Genomic DNA, 12,652 nt, shown 5'->3' with positions numbered 1-12,652 from the left:
TCCGAATTCTTCAATGTATTAGTGAAATTGCTAACGTTTCCTACAGTTCAGTACAAGCTTTTGCTGCTCATCGGGCTGAACGAAAGTGCTCTTTCCCTTATTTTTCTTGACCCGTACTGCGCTGCAATGTCTCTTGGGCTCATGAGCAACGAAGCAAGCCCGATTCTATCCGTCTGCGTCTATTGCGGCTCCCAGCCCGGGCGGGACCCCGCCCATATCCAGGCGGGCCGGATCCTCGGAAAGTCGATTGCCGAACACGGCCTGCAACTCGTCTATGGCGGCGGCACGCGCGGGATCATGGGCGCGGTCGCAAGCGGCGTGCTTTCCGCCGGCGGCCATGTCACCGGCATCATTCCCGAATTCCTCATGGACAAGGAAGCGACCCGCCATTCGCTCGGTCAGCTCAGCGAGCTGATCGTCACCGCCGACATGCACGAGCGCAAGCACAAGATGTTCGAGCGCGCCGACGCCTTCGTGGCTCTTCCCGGCGGCATCGGTACACTCGAGGAAATCGTCGAGATCATGACCTGGGCGCAGCTCGGCCGCCACAGGAAGCCGATGGTCTTCGGCAATGTCAACGGCTTCTGGGACCCTATGCTGGAACTCATCCAACACATGCGCGATCAGGGTTTCGTCCACACGGCGCACCTGGTCCAGCCGCTGGTGATCGACAGGGCGGAAGACATCGTTCCCGGCATCCTGGGATCGGCCGCTGCGATGGGCCGTGACGGCGAAACCGAGATTATTTCCAGGCTCTGATTTTCGGCCTCACTCGGCCGGTGTCGGCTGGGCGGCACGGCGGGCCCTGCTCTCGGCCAGCATCGCTCCCGAATAGATGAAGAGCGCGGCCCAGATCAGGACAAAAGCGACGAGTTTTGCGGTCCCGAAAGGTTCGTGGAAAACGAAGACCGCGATCAGGAAAATCATCGTCGGGGCGATGTATTGCATGATGCCGATCGTCGAAAGCCTGAGCAGCTTCGCACCGTTCGCATAGATCATCAGCGGCACGGCCGTGACAAGGCCGCAGGACAGAAGCAGCAGGACGTCGGCCATGCTGGTGTCGCCGAAATGCCCCTGCCCCGTAGCTTCGAGCCAGATGACGTAGCCGACCGCCGGGACGCTGAGGAGCAGCACCTCCAGGAAGAAACCCTGATTGGGTCCGATCGGCAGCGTCTTGCGGAAGAAGGCGTAAAAGCCCCAGGAGAAGCAGAGCCCGAGCGAGACCCAGGGAAGACCGCCGGCGTCGAAGGCAAGCACGGCGACGGCAAGGGCGGCAAGCGCAATCGCCACCATCTGCGCCGTATTCGGCCTTTCCTTGAGCAGCACGGCACCAAGGAATATCGAGAACAGCGGGTTGATGTAGTAGCCGAGCGCCGTCTCGATTGCGCGGCCGGCGCCGATCGCCCAGACATAGATGCCCCAGTTGACTGTAATGAGAGCGGCCGTCAGCGTCGCCATCTTCAGCATACGCGGCGAGCGGAGCGCCGCATTGATCTCTTGCGTGCGGCCGAGCCACAGGAGCACGAGCCCGGCAAGAGGCACCGACCAGACGATGCGGTGCGCGACGACCTCCGCCGCAGGAATATGCGCCACCGCCTTCATGAAAAACGGCAGGAAACCCCAAAGCAGGTAGGCGGCAAGTGCGAAGGCGAAACCTCTCGCGGAATCGACATTCTCGGCGGGTGATTTCGCGTTCGGTTCAGCCATGATCTTGATCCTGAAAACTTCGCCGGAGCCAGGCGGGGACCGCTCCGGATCGCAATCGACGGCAGGCCCGTCGGACCGTTCACCGCCCTCCTCCTGCGTCCTACTCCAACGAAGAGTGATGCACCAATTCATTTCCGTGAACCGATGCGTGAACAAAGCTGTAAGTGGAGCGAAGGACTATTCCGCCGCGATCAGGCCGACCTGGTCCCGGTTCTTGAGCAGCTTGTAGACGATGCTGTCCATCAGCGCCTGGAAGGAAGCATCGATGATGTTGTCGGAAACACCGACCGTCCACCAGCGCGCGCCTGTGTTGTCCGTCGATTCGATCAGGACGCGGGTCACCGCCTCGGTCCCACCGTTCAGGATGCGCACCTTGTAATCCGCGAGTTCGAGATCGGCGATCTCCGACTGATACTTGCCGAGATCCTTGCGGAGCGCGAGATCGAGCGCATTGACCGGGCCATGGCCCTCTGCGACCGACATCATCGTTTCGCCGTCGACCACGACCTTGACCACGGCCTCCGACACCGTCTTCAATTTTCCGTTTGCGTCGAAGCGGCGCTCGACCATCACCCGGAAACTCTCCACGTGAAAGAAGTCGGGCACCGTGCCGAGAATGCGGTTGGCGAGCAGCGTGAAACTCGCATCCGCGCCCTCATAGGCGTAGCCCGTCGCCTCGCGCTCCTTGACGATCGAGATCAGCTTGTCGAGCCGCGGGTCGTCCTTGGAGACCGTGATGCCGCGCCGCTTCAGCGCATTGATGAAATTGGCCTTGCCGCCCTGGTCCGAGACCATGACCCGGCGCAGATTGCCGACGCTTTCAGGCGCAACATGCTCGTACGTCTTCGGGTCCTTCAGCAGCGCCGAGGCATGAATGCCGGCCTTGGTGGCGAAGGCCGAAGCACCGACATAGGGGGCCTGGGAGTCCGGCGAGCGGTTGAGGAGCTCGTCGAACGAATGCGCGAGCTTGGTCAGTTCCTGCAGCCTTTCGGCGTCGATCGCCGTTTCGAAGCGGCTGGAGTAGGTCTCCTTCAGCGCTAGCGTCGCAATCAGCGTCACCAGATTGGCATTGCCGCAGCGTTCGCCGACGCCGTTCAGCGTGCCCTGGATCTGACGGACGCCAGCTTCGACCGCGGCGAGTGAATTCGCCACGGCCTGGCCCGTGTCGTTATGGGCGTGAATGCCGAGATTTGCACCGGGCACGCCTGCCGCCATCACGGCCGCGACGATCTCGCGGATTTCCGGCGGCTGGGTGCCGCCGTTGGTGTCGCAAAGCACGACCCAGCGCGCGCCCGCATCGAGAGCGGTTTTCGCGCAGGCGATCGCATAGGCGGGGTTCGCCTTGTAACCGTCGAAGAAATGCTCGCAATCGACCATCGCCTCGCGGCCGGAAGCGACGACCGCCTCGACGGAGGCGTGGATATTCTCGAGATTCTCGTCGTTCGAACAGCCGAGCGCCACCTCGACATGATAGTCCCAACTTTTAGCGACGAGACAGATCGCATCGCTATTGGCGGCAAGCAGAGCATTGAGGCCCGGATCATTGGAAGCGGAGACGCCGGCACGCTTGGTCATGCCGAAGGCCACGAAGGACGCTTTCTCGGTGCGCTTGTGCTTGAAAAACTCCGTATCCGTCGGATTGGCGCCCGGGTATCCACCTTCGACATAGTCCATGCCGAATTCGTCGAGCAGGGTCGCAATCGCGATCTTGTCCTCGACCGAAAAATCGATCCCGGGCGTTTGCTGCCCGTCTCGAAGCGTCGTATCGAAGAGATAGATGCGTTCCCTGGTCATGTCTCGGTTCCAACGCGCGATTTCAGTTTAAGTCAACGCGGCCTTTCCCGCGTCATTCGGTCTTGCCGGCAAATTTGTCGGTGGCGCGGATCAGGCGATCGAGGATGCCCGGCTCCGAATAGGCGTGGCCTGCACCCTCGATCAGGTGGAATTCGGCCTCGGGCCAGGCCTTGTGCAGCTGCCAGGCATATTTCGCGGGGCACGGCATGTCATAGCGTCCGTGCACGATCACGCCCGGAATGCCGTGGAGCTTATGGGCATCGCGCAGCAATTGCCCCTCTTCGAACCAGCCGGCATTGACGAAGAAGTGGTTCTCGATCCGGGCAAAGGCGTCGGCGAATTCCTCTTCCTCGAAGTGCGCGCTCGTCGAAAGCTCCGGCATGAGCGTGATCGTCTCGCCCTCCCAGATGCTCCAGGCCTTGGCGGCCGCAAGCCGCGTCGCGCGATCCTCGCTCGTCAGGCGCCGGTGATAGGCCCGCATCATCTCGTGGCGCTCTTCCGGCGGGATCGGGGCAATGAAGCGCTCCCACTTGTCCGGGAACATTTCCGAGACACCGAATTGATAGTACCAGTCGAGTTCCGCCTTGGTCAGCGTATAGATGCCCCGAACGACGAGTTCGGAAACGCGCTCCGGATGGGTCTCCGCATAGGCGAGCGCCAGCGTCGATCCCCAGGAGCCGCCGAAGACCAACCACTTCTCGACGCCGGCCAGCTCCCGCAGCCGTTCGATGTCGGCGACGAGATGCCAGGTCGTGTTCGCCTCGATCTCGGCATGCGGAGTCGACTTGCCGCAGCCGCGCTGGTCGAACAGCATCACGTCATAGAGCGCCGGATCGAAGAGGCGGCGATGGTTCGGCGAAATCGTGCCGCCGGGGCCACCGTGCAAAAAGACGGCCGGTTTCGCGCCGGGCGTGCCCACCCGCTCCCAGCAGACCCTATGATCGTCGCCGACATCGAGGTGGCCGAAAGCATAGGGCTCGATTTCCGGATAAAGGCTACGCAATGGGGAACTCACGATAGGTCTTCCTCGGGCGGCCAGTGCACAGTGTCAAAGTCCGGATGCTGGCGGTTGGTTTCCAAGACACGCAGGTGGCGCTCTGCTGCCGCTTCGCTGCCGTCGTCCGTCTCCTTCTCCGGGAGCTTCGGCAGATGCGAGAACCAGAACATCCGCGACTCGACTCCGGATTGATAGATGGGCTGCACGTCATCGGGATCGTCGAGCGATCCGAGCGCGATGTTGAGGAAGCTCGCCTCCGGCATGTCGTAGAAGAGCGGCGTGCCGCAATTGCGGCAGAAGCCACGCCGCACGAGGCCCGACGAGCGGAACCAGGACGGCTCCCCGCGCGTGATGCGGAAATCCTCGCGCGCGATATTGGCGAGCGGCATGAAATAATTCCCTGCCGCTTTCTGACACATGCGGCAATGACAGATATGCGGATCATCGAGCGTGCCTTCGGCGCGATAGCGGACCGCGCCGCATTGGCAGCCGCCGGTAAAGATGCGCCGGATCATCATGCCCAGGTCCCGGCCGACGGCCATTGATCGGTCTCATGATCGGGATGCTGGAACGAGATGATCCGCTCCTGCCGGGCGTAATAATCCGGATCCTCGTGGATGGGCTGGTCGAAGATCGTCTCGACCCAGGGAAGCCGCGCCTGGTAATTGACCTGAATTTTCGGGGCGAGATCGGAACGGTCGTCGAAGGCGCCGATCGCGATTTCGAGGCCGCCCGGATGCCGATAGGTCAGCGGCGTGCCGCATTTCCGGCAGAAGCCGCGGTCGATATTGACCGAGGACTGGAAATAGCTCGGCTCGTCCCGCGTCCATTCGACTCCGTCCTTCGGCGCGGTCACCAAGGCCGAGAAAAACGAGCCGAACTGCTTTTGGCACATGCGGCAATGGCAGATCGATGGTCGCCCGAGCTCACCGTGGATGCGGAAACGTACCGCGCCGCACTGGCATCCTCCTGTTCTGACGGCATCACTCATCGTTTTTCCTCCGGTGGCCAGGTTTTGGTGTCATGGTCTGGATGCTGATAGGAAACGAGGTTCGCAAGAAATGACGCCGCATCCGTATCGGCCATCGTCTCCTCGCCGGGGAGTTCCCGAATGTGATCGACGTAGGGCAATTTCGCCTCGACGCCCCATTGGATTGTCGGCGTGATCCCGTCCGGCCTGTCGAAGGCCGCTATCGCCAGTGCCATCCCGTCCGGCGCCTCGTAGGTGAGCGGGGTGCCGCAATCGCCGCAGAAGCCGCGCCACACGAAGTTGGAGGACTGGAACCGCTTGCGTTCGCCGCGCGTCCACGTGACCTTCGCGCCGCGTACGGAAACGAGCGGCAGATAGAAATTGCCGCTCGCTTTCTGGCACATACGGCAATGGCAGACCGAGGCGTCGCCGAGCTTGCCTTCGACGCGAAAGCGGACCGCACCGCATTGGCAGCCGCCGGTATGGATATCGTCAGCCATGTCGTCCTCCTCTTTCCTGCCCTGTAGCCTTGAAGGTGGTTGCCTAAACCTGGGACCGCTTCACCTCCCAGGTGGTCACCCGCTCGCCGGTCTCCGGGTCCTTGCCGTCCTTGAGCTGGATGCCGCGCGCCAGGAGATCCGCTCGGATTGCGTCCGCCTCTGCGTAATTCTTCGCCTTTAGGAGCTCGAGACGCGCGCGCACGCGGCCGTCGATCTCGTGGACCACCGCTTCGTCGAGCTCGATTTCCTTCGGCACCACGCCGATCAACGCGGTACTCGCGGCGAAGACGCCGAGATACCGCGAATCGGCGGAGGCCTTCTGAGCCAGGGCGTGAAGCGCCTGGATCGCCGCGACCGTGTTGAGATCGTCGGCAAGCGCCGCCACGACCGCCGGATCCGGCTCGCCTGCAGCTTCACCGGCGACCGGCCACTTCGAGAGCAGATGCTCAGCCTCCTCCAGCCGCTTCATCGAGAAATCGATCGGCTCGCGGTAATGCGTCATCAGCATCGCCAGCCTCAGTACCTCGCCCGGCCATTTGCGGCCGCCGAACGTCTCCGTGTGCAGAAGCTCGTAAATGGTGATGAAATTGCCTTCCGACTTCGACATCTTGCGGCCTTCGACCTGCAGGAAGCCGTTGTGCATCCAGACGTTCGCCATCACCTCTGTGCCGTGAGCACAACGCGATTGGGCAATCTCGTTCTCGTGGTGCGGAAAGATCAGATCGATCCCGCCCCCGTGAATGTCGAACACTTCGCCGAGATAGTGCCTGCTCATTGCCGAGCACTCGATGTGCCAGCCGGGACGGCCTCGTCCCCAGGGGCTCTCCCAGCCCGGCTCATGCTCTTCGGAAAGCTTCCAGAGCACGAAGTCGCCCGGATTTTTCTTATGCGCCTCGACCGCTACGCGGGCACCGGCCTGCTGCTCCTCGAGATTGCGCTTCGAAAGCTGGCCGTAATCTGCCATCGATGTCGTGTCGAAGAGCACCTCGCCCTCCGCCTCATAGGCGTGACCCTTGGCGATGAGTTTTTCGATGATCTCGATCATCTCGGCGATATTTTCCGTGGCGCGCGGCTGTACGGTCGGATCGAGGCAGCCGAGTACTGCGGCATCGTCAAGGAACTGCTTTTCGGTCTTCTCCGTCACGCGCCGGATCGCTTCGTTCAGCGGCAGGCCCGGATAATCGCGCAGCGCCCGCGCATTGATCTTATCGTCGACGTCGGTGATGTTGCGCGCGTAGGTGACGTGGCTTTCGCCATAGACATGACGCAGCAGCCGGAAGAGCACGTCGAAGACGATGATCGGCCGCGCGTTACCGATATGGGCAAAATCGTAGACCGTCGGGCCGCAGACATACATGCGGACGTTTTGAGGATCGATCGGCCGGAAATCGGCCTTCTCCCGCGTCAGCGTGTTGTACAGCTTCAAAATCGGCATTGCGGCCATCCCAATCTCCAAGCCTGCATGCAACCATCGGAATATAGCGCCCGGATGGCCCCGCGTTTGTCATCTTGGATTTCTGGAGACGAAAACGGCCAGGCCAGCGGAGCGCTAGCGAATAATCTTCCGGCAGATAATGCAGATAACCGTTTTCATGGCGATCCTTATCGCGCGTCGCTCGGCGCCGGTCAAGAGGAGAGCGCCATGCAAGCGAAAGTCGTCATTTTGCAACCATAGCGGCCATGGATTTGTCACGATTTGGCTTATGTGACATCGCCATACCGGGAGAGGAGATTCGCGAATGCAGCCGACACTGCTTCAGGTCCTGTTTCCCGAGGAACAACAGGGACATGGTTTTCGTTCAAAAGTAACGAAGGCAATGCGCTGACTACAGCGCCGCGCGTCTCATCAGACGCGCGAAGGTTGCTGTAGCACTTTGAGTTGCTGCATGTTTTGATCCTTAAATCGACTGCGATTTAGGGAAACATGCAGTAGGGAAAAACACCAAGGAATACATGCAATGAAGGCCGCCAAGACCGCCGAACGCAAGCCGCCCCCATCCGATCTGCTGACGAAGTACCGCCCGCTCGGCCTGAAGGCCGTACTCGCCGCCGCACTACAGGTAAAAGCCAAGCCTGCTGGCAAGAAGGTCATGAAGCGCCCCGTTGAGGGCGATCATCTCGGGGTCGGTCCGACACGCAGACATAAAAGCACTTAGAACAGCGACATCTGGCCGTCATCGTCGCGATCGTCCGCCCGGGCTTTGCTTGCTGCCGGCGCGGCGGGAATGACAGGCGCGACCTCGTCCTGAATCTCGGGCCCCGTATTGGTGACCTTGTTCACCTTGTCCGAGATGGGGATCGCCTCGAAGTAGTCCTCCGCAGCCGGAACCATAAGATCCGTCACGTCGCGCGGCTCTTGGGTCCTGCAGTCGAGCCAGCGGGCAAAATCTTCCGGCTCGATGACGACGGGCATGCGATCGTGGATGTGGCGGACAACGCGATTCGCGTCGGTCGTGAGGATCGCCGCCGTGTCGACCTCCGAGCCATCGGCGGAGGACCAGGTCTCCATAAGCCCGGCAAAGGCGACGACGCCGCCTTTTCTGGGGCGCACCCAATGGGCTTGCGAAGGTTCGCCGCCGCCTTTCGCAGGACGCCGCCATTCGTAGAAGCCGGAGGCCGGCACCAGTATGCGGCGGTGGCGCATCGCCGCGCGGAAGGCGGCCTTGCCGACTGCCGTCTCGGCACGCGCGTTGATGAGCAGCGGGAACTTGCGTGGATCTTTGACCCAGCCAGGCGTGAACCCCCAGCGCACGAGCAGAGCCTTGCGCTCCGGCAGATTGCTACCCGGCTCCGCCCGATCCGCAGCGACGATCACGATGATCGGTTGGGTCGGGGCGATGTTGAAACGAGCCGGGAAGTCGTCCGCCTCCAGCAAGCCAAACAATTCCATCAATTCTTCCGGCGTTGCCGTCAGCGCAAAGCGTCCGCACATGACATCGATGTGGCACTTCACGTAGGATGGGTCAACGACCCAGTTGAAATTCGATTCCCAGATGCCGAACCAACCCGAACACGCTTCCTCCGCCATCCTCGAACGGGACGGACGTTACCTGCTCGTCCGGCGGGCCAATCCGCCGTCGGCGGACATGTATGCCTTTCCCGGCGGCAGGGCGGAGCCCGGCGAAACGCCGGCGGAGACGGCCCTGCGCGAACTCGCCGAGGAAACCGGCATCAGCGGTCGCGATCCCGTGCTCTTCGAGACCTACGATCTGCCCGGAAAGGAATCGGAGGGGCGGCATTTCCTGCTGTCCGTCTTCACCGTCGAGGCCGATGCCGATTCGGTCGCCGTCGCTTGCGACGACGCCGCCGGTGTCGGCTGGTTCACACCGGAGGAAATCTTCGCGCTTCCCATTCCCCCTAGCGTTCGCGACTGCGTGGAGAAGCTGGCCGCCGTCCGGCTGACGAGGCACCCCGGCCGAAGTGGCCTTGCAAACGGTGCCGATTCGGATTTGATGCGCTCATGATCAGCGTAGCGTTCTTGTTCAGACTTCTCCTGACGGGCGCCATCCTCGCGACAGCCGCAGGTGCGGTGGCGCAGGAAAAGCAGCCCGCCGCGCAGGAAAAAAACCAGACTTCCCCTGCCCCGGCCCCGGAGGAAAAGCCGACGCCTTATGATGAGCGGCTGCTTCGCCTCGCCGAGATCCTCGGATCGGTCCACTATCTGCGCAATCTTTGCCTCGGTCAGCCGGAGGACGCCTGGCGTCGCTCCGCGCAGGAACTCCTCGACAAGGAAACGGCCGGCGAGCCGAAACGGCGCGAGCGCATGACCGCCGCCTTCAACCGAGGCTATCGGACCTTCGCATCCGTCTATACGAGCTGCACGGAGCCGGCGACGCTCGCAGAGGAGAGATACCGTGCCGAAGGTGCAACACTCGCTTCAGAAATCGTCGCCCGTTTTGGAAATTAGGGATAAATTAACCTCTTTTTCCGCGAGGCCGTGTCGTTTCGGGAAAAGGCTGCTAAGTTTATTAAGAGAGTGGTAAGAAGTGACCGGCCTGTCTGCCCGTTCAGTCGCGGTTCAGCGGAGAGGCGTTAGGTTCGCCAAGTGCACGTAACGGAAGCCGCATGGAACGAATGATGCAACCAAGCCTGACCGACATCGATGACATGATCGTCCACGAGAAGATGCAGGCGGCCCTTGAGCACCAGAACGAGGCCTGGGCGGACGGCATGGCAGATGGTATCGAGCCGGAAATCATTGCCGATGCAGCGATCGCGCTTGCCATGCGCGAGACGATCCGGCTCCATGGCGAAGAAGGTGCCGAGGCAATGTTGAATTCGCTTCGTGAGCGGATGCTCGCCGGAGAGTTCTCGCCACAGCGGACAATTCAGTAACATCAGGACTGCCCCATGAGCCGGAACCTTGCAAACCGGGCCTTCCCGGTTGGGCTTGTTACGTTGCTGCTGGCGAGCGTGGCCGTCTGCGCACCGATCACGGCCGCGCCCGCGCTGGCACTCAGCGAACTCCGAGGCGCCCCCGCGCCCGTTGCCGGCGAGCAGAATGCCGCACCGACCGAAGCGCCCGAGGAAGCCGTGCCGGAAGAAGAGGCTCCGCTCGAAATTCCAATGCCCGACCCTCTGGTCGACAAGGCGGCACCCGCCGCCAAGGACGATGAAATCGCCGCGCCCGAGGTGGCCGAACCCGTCGAAGTGCTGACGGACGTCTCCAAGATCCCTGAACCCGTCGCCCGCATGCGCGAACTGATCGTCGAGGCCGCCGCTTCCGGCGATATCGAACGGCTGCGGCCTTTGCTGGGCAAGGGCCCGACTCAGACCCAGGTAACGGGAACGGGTGACGACGACCCCATCGCGACGCTTAAAGGGCTTTCCGGCGACCAGGAGGGCATCGAGATCCTCGCGATCCTCCTCGACGTGCTTTCGACCGGCTTCGTGCAGGCCGATAAGGGCACGCCCGACGAGGTCTATGTCTGGCCCTATTTCGCCGAGAAGCCGCTCTCCTCGCTGACTCCACCAGAGAAGGTGGAGCTGTTCCGGCTGGTGACAGCCGGCGACTTCGCCGGCATGGAAGAGTTCGGCAGCTACAACTTCTACCGTGTCGGCATCACACCGGATGGCCGCTGGAAGTTCTTCGTCGCCGGCGATTAGGGCAGAATGAGTGAGTGGTCTCGCCCCATATCCTGCGCCTCGCCTCGTGAGAATCGATCGTCGCGCTTGCCGATTATCGGCGGACATCCTACCTCTTCGGGAAAGACAGTAGGATTCGACATATGCCCAGGGTTTGTCTCGACGACCGCGCGCTCATCCGCATTTCCGGAAAGGACGCTGAGCCTCTTCTCCAAGGCCTGATCACGACGGATGTCGGCGCACTGGCTGAGGACGAAGTCAAGCCTGGCGCGCTGCTCACGCCGCAGGGCAAGATCCTCTTCGATTTTCTGATTTCCCGAGACGGCGAGGCGTTGCGGCTGGAGACGACGGGCGACCAGGCGGAGCTGCTTTTTAAGCGTCTGACCATGTACAAACTGCGGTCGGCCGTGGACCTGTCGCTACAGTTGCCGGCATCGGTGACGGTCGTCTTCGAGGAGGACCGCCCTGCCGAGAGCTATCGCGACGATCGCTTCGAAAAAGCGGGCTTGACCGTCTTCCGCCTTTACCGCGAGGCGGCTGCCCCGGACGCAAGCGTTGCCGATCTCGATCGGTTGCGTATCGCAGCGGGAGTAGCGGAGGCAGGCCGCGACTATGCCCTGCAGGATGCCTTTCCACATGACGTGCTGATGGATTTCAACGGTGGTCTTTCCTTCCGTAAGGGCTGCTATGTCGGCCAGGAAGTCGTCTCCCGCATACAGCACCGCGGTACGGCACGGCGCAGGGTCGTCGTCGTTACGGGCGACGCACCGCTACCGCCGACCGGCGCGAATATTTCCGTCAACGGGCGGTCGATCGGTTCGCTCGGTACCGTTCAAGACAAGTCCGGCCTTGCGATCGTGCGCATCGATAAGGCCGGCGAGGCGATCGCGCGGGCAGACCCTATACTTGCGGGCGATGTGCCGGTTTCGCTGACGCTGCCCGCATGGACGGGCCTCCGCTTTCCGAGTGAGGCCGACGAGGCGAGCGCATGATGAATGCGCGCGCCTGGCAGCGTATGCTTTCCGGCCGGCGGCTCGATCTTCTCGATCCCTCGCCGCTCGATGTCGAGCTTTCCGACATCGCCCACGGGCTCGCCCGCGTGGCGCGCTGGAACGGCCAGACCTCGGGCGACCACGCCTTTTCCGTCGCCCAGCACAGTCTCATCGTCGAGGACATTTTCCGCCGTACCAACCGCTGCAATGCCGAGGACTGCCTGATGGCCCTGCTCCACGATGCGCCGGAATATGTCATCGGCGATATGATCTCCCCTTTCAAGGCGGTCGTCGGCGGCGGCTACAAGAGTGTGGAAAAGCGGCTTGAGAGCGCCGTGCACCTGCGCTTCGGACTGCCGCCCCACACGCCCAAGGAGCTCAAGGAGCGGATCAAGAAGGCCGACCGCGTTGCGGCCTATTTCGAGGCCACGGAACTCGCCGGATTCTCGGCGGAGGAGGCCCGCAAGTTCTTCGGCCAGCCGCGTGGCATCACCCGCGAGACCCTGTTGATCGATCCTCTGCCCGCAGTCGAGGCGCAGCGCCTCTTCGCGGCGCGCTTCAGCGCGCTGGAAGCCGAGCGCAGCAGGGCACGGCAGGAGGCCTGACG

General features: G+C 62.3%; 16 protein-coding genes. 8 read left to right on the top strand and 8 right to left on the bottom strand.

What is annotated here, in order from left to right:
- The first annotated feature begins 141 nt into the window (after positions 1-141).
- Positions 142-759 carry an LOG family protein gene (locus tag AYK65_RS05640; protein ID WP_081158075.1) on the top strand — a complete coding sequence of 206 codons (618 nt, stop codon included), beginning with the start codon at positions 142-144 and terminating at the stop codon, positions 757-759.
- A 9-nt stretch (positions 760-768) separates the two neighbouring features.
- On the opposite strand, the gene rarD is transcribed toward AYK65_RS05640, so the two are convergent.
- From rarD to cysS, 7 genes are all read right to left on the bottom strand, one after another.
- The gene (rarD, locus tag AYK65_RS05635; RefSeq protein WP_081158074.1) at positions 769-1,707 is read right to left on the bottom strand and encodes an EamA family transporter RarD; all 939 of its coding nucleotides are present in this window, start codon (positions 1,705-1,707) and stop codon (positions 769-771) included.
- A 177-nt stretch (positions 1,708-1,884) separates the two neighbouring features.
- The gene (gene cimA / locus AYK65_RS05630) at positions 1,885-3,501 is read right to left on the bottom strand and encodes a citramalate synthase (protein ID WP_081158017.1); all 1,617 of its coding nucleotides are present in this window, start codon (positions 3,499-3,501) and stop codon (positions 1,885-1,887) included.
- Between the two features lie 52 nt (positions 3,502-3,553).
- Positions 3,554-4,516 carry a prolyl aminopeptidase gene (gene pip / locus AYK65_RS05625; protein ID WP_046118372.1) on the bottom strand — a complete coding sequence of 321 codons (963 nt, stop codon included), beginning with the start codon at positions 4,514-4,516 and terminating at the stop codon, positions 3,554-3,556.
- Positions 4,513-5,013: a GFA family protein gene (locus AYK65_RS05620; RefSeq protein WP_026612662.1), complete on the bottom strand. Its 501-nt coding sequence runs from the start codon at positions 5,011-5,013 to the stop codon at positions 4,513-4,515. The genes pip and AYK65_RS05620 overlap by 4 nt, the downstream gene beginning before the upstream one ends.
- Complete coding sequence (locus AYK65_RS05615) at positions 5,013-5,489, bottom strand: GFA family protein (protein ID WP_026612663.1); 477 nt, start codon at positions 5,487-5,489, stop codon at positions 5,013-5,015. The genes AYK65_RS05620 and AYK65_RS05615 overlap by 1 nt, the downstream gene beginning before the upstream one ends.
- Positions 5,486-5,968: a GFA family protein gene (locus AYK65_RS05610; RefSeq protein WP_026612664.1), complete on the bottom strand. Its 483-nt coding sequence runs from the start codon at positions 5,966-5,968 to the stop codon at positions 5,486-5,488. The genes AYK65_RS05615 and AYK65_RS05610 overlap by 4 nt, the downstream gene beginning before the upstream one ends.
- Positions 5,969-6,011: 43 nt before the next feature.
- Positions 6,012-7,412 carry a cysteine--tRNA ligase gene (gene cysS, locus AYK65_RS05605; RefSeq protein ID WP_026612665.1) on the bottom strand — a complete coding sequence of 467 codons (1,401 nt, stop codon included), beginning with the start codon at positions 7,410-7,412 and terminating at the stop codon, positions 6,012-6,014.
- A gap of 514 nt (positions 7,413-7,926) precedes the next feature.
- Here cysS and AYK65_RS05595 point away from each other — a divergent pair.
- A complete protein-coding gene (locus AYK65_RS05595) occupies positions 7,927-8,124 on the top strand; it encodes a hypothetical protein (protein ID WP_034883099.1) in 198 nt (65 codons plus the stop codon).
- Here the strand turns inward: AYK65_RS05595 and AYK65_RS05590 are convergent.
- Positions 8,121-8,900, bottom strand: coding sequence for an SOS response-associated peptidase (locus AYK65_RS05590; RefSeq protein ID WP_081158016.1), 780 nt, complete (start codon positions 8,898-8,900; stop codon positions 8,121-8,123). The genes AYK65_RS05595 and AYK65_RS05590 overlap by 4 nt on opposite strands.
- A gap of 61 nt (positions 8,901-8,961) precedes the next feature.
- On the opposite strand from AYK65_RS05590, the gene AYK65_RS05585 reads away from it, so the two are divergent.
- From AYK65_RS05585 to AYK65_RS05560, 6 genes are all read left to right on the top strand, one after another.
- The gene (locus tag AYK65_RS05585) at positions 8,962-9,432 is read left to right on the top strand and encodes an NUDIX hydrolase (protein WP_026613693.1); all 471 of its coding nucleotides are present in this window, start codon (positions 8,962-8,964) and stop codon (positions 9,430-9,432) included.
- The gene (locus AYK65_RS05580; RefSeq protein WP_026612667.1) at positions 9,429-9,875 is read left to right on the top strand and encodes a TIGR02301 family protein; all 447 of its coding nucleotides are present in this window, start codon (positions 9,429-9,431) and stop codon (positions 9,873-9,875) included. Before AYK65_RS05585 ends, AYK65_RS05580 begins: the two co-directional genes overlap by 4 nt.
- Positions 9,876-10,033: 158 nt before the next feature.
- Entirely contained in the window at positions 10,034-10,303 is a 270-nt protein-coding gene (locus tag AYK65_RS05575; protein ID WP_026612668.1) for a hypothetical protein, read from the top strand.
- A 15-nt stretch (positions 10,304-10,318) separates the two neighbouring features.
- On the top strand, positions 10,319-11,074 hold the full coding sequence (locus tag AYK65_RS05570; protein WP_046118374.1) for a hypothetical protein: 756 nt from the start codon (positions 10,319-10,321) through the stop codon (positions 11,072-11,074).
- A 122-nt stretch (positions 11,075-11,196) separates the two neighbouring features.
- Complete coding sequence (gene ygfZ / locus AYK65_RS05565) at positions 11,197-12,045, top strand: CAF17-like 4Fe-4S cluster assembly/insertion protein YgfZ (RefSeq protein WP_026612670.1); 849 nt, start codon at positions 11,197-11,199, stop codon at positions 12,043-12,045.
- On the top strand, positions 12,042-12,650 hold the full coding sequence (locus tag AYK65_RS05560; protein ID WP_026612671.1) for a YfbR-like 5'-deoxynucleotidase: 609 nt from the start codon (positions 12,042-12,044) through the stop codon (positions 12,648-12,650). Before ygfZ ends, AYK65_RS05560 begins: the two co-directional genes overlap by 4 nt.
- The last annotated feature ends 2 nt before the right edge of the window (positions 12,651-12,652 follow it).

This window comes from Ensifer aridi, assembly GCF_002078505.1.
GTDB lineage: Bacteria > Pseudomonadota > Alphaproteobacteria > Rhizobiales > Rhizobiaceae > Sinorhizobium > Sinorhizobium aridi.
The sequence above is the reverse complement of the archived record's forward strand: the minus strand, read 5'-3'. Positions and strand labels throughout refer to the sequence as shown.

What these genes read in the sequence shown, in the direction of transcription:
- AYK65_RS05610 (WP_026612664.1), bottom strand. Translation starts at nt 5,968, where the DNA reads ATGGCTGACGATATCCATACCGGCGGCTGCCAATGCGGTGCGGTCCGC.
- AYK65_RS05590 (WP_081158016.1), bottom strand. Translation starts at nt 8,900, where the DNA reads ATGTGCGGACGCTTTGCGCTGACGGCAACGCCGGAAGAATTGATGGAA.
- AYK65_RS05580 (WP_026612667.1), top strand. Translation starts at nt 9,429, where the DNA reads ATGATCAGCGTAGCGTTCTTGTTCAGACTTCTCCTGACGGGCGCCATC.
- AYK65_RS05575 (WP_026612668.1), top strand. Translation starts at nt 10,034, where the DNA reads ATGGAACGAATGATGCAACCAAGCCTGACCGACATCGATGACATGATC.
- ygfZ (WP_026612670.1), top strand. Translation starts at nt 11,197, where the DNA reads ATGCCCAGGGTTTGTCTCGACGACCGCGCGCTCATCCGCATTTCCGGA.
- AYK65_RS05640 (WP_081158075.1), top strand. Translation starts at nt 142, where the DNA reads ATGAGCAACGAAGCAAGCCCGATTCTATCCGTCTGCGTCTATTGCGGC.
- AYK65_RS05560 (WP_026612671.1), top strand. Translation starts at nt 12,042, where the DNA reads ATGATGAATGCGCGCGCCTGGCAGCGTATGCTTTCCGGCCGGCGGCTC.
- AYK65_RS05620 (WP_026612662.1), bottom strand. Translation starts at nt 5,013, where the DNA reads ATGATCCGGCGCATCTTTACCGGCGGCTGCCAATGCGGCGCGGTCCGC.
- cimA (WP_081158017.1), bottom strand. Translation starts at nt 3,501, where the DNA reads ATGACCAGGGAACGCATCTATCTCTTCGATACGACGCTTCGAGACGGG.
- AYK65_RS05595 (WP_034883099.1), top strand. Translation starts at nt 7,927, where the DNA reads ATGAAGGCCGCCAAGACCGCCGAACGCAAGCCGCCCCCATCCGATCTG.
- cysS (WP_026612665.1), bottom strand. Translation starts at nt 7,412, where the DNA reads ATGGCCGCAATGCCGATTTTGAAGCTGTACAACACGCTGACGCGGGAG.
- rarD (WP_081158074.1), bottom strand. Translation starts at nt 1,707, where the DNA reads ATGGCTGAACCGAACGCGAAATCACCCGCCGAGAATGTCGATTCCGCG.
- AYK65_RS05585 (WP_026613693.1), top strand. Translation starts at nt 8,962, where the DNA reads ATGCCGAACCAACCCGAACACGCTTCCTCCGCCATCCTCGAACGGGAC.
- AYK65_RS05570 (WP_046118374.1), top strand. Translation starts at nt 10,319, where the DNA reads ATGAGCCGGAACCTTGCAAACCGGGCCTTCCCGGTTGGGCTTGTTACG.
- AYK65_RS05615 (WP_026612663.1), bottom strand. Translation starts at nt 5,489, where the DNA reads ATGAGTGATGCCGTCAGAACAGGAGGATGCCAGTGCGGCGCGGTACGT.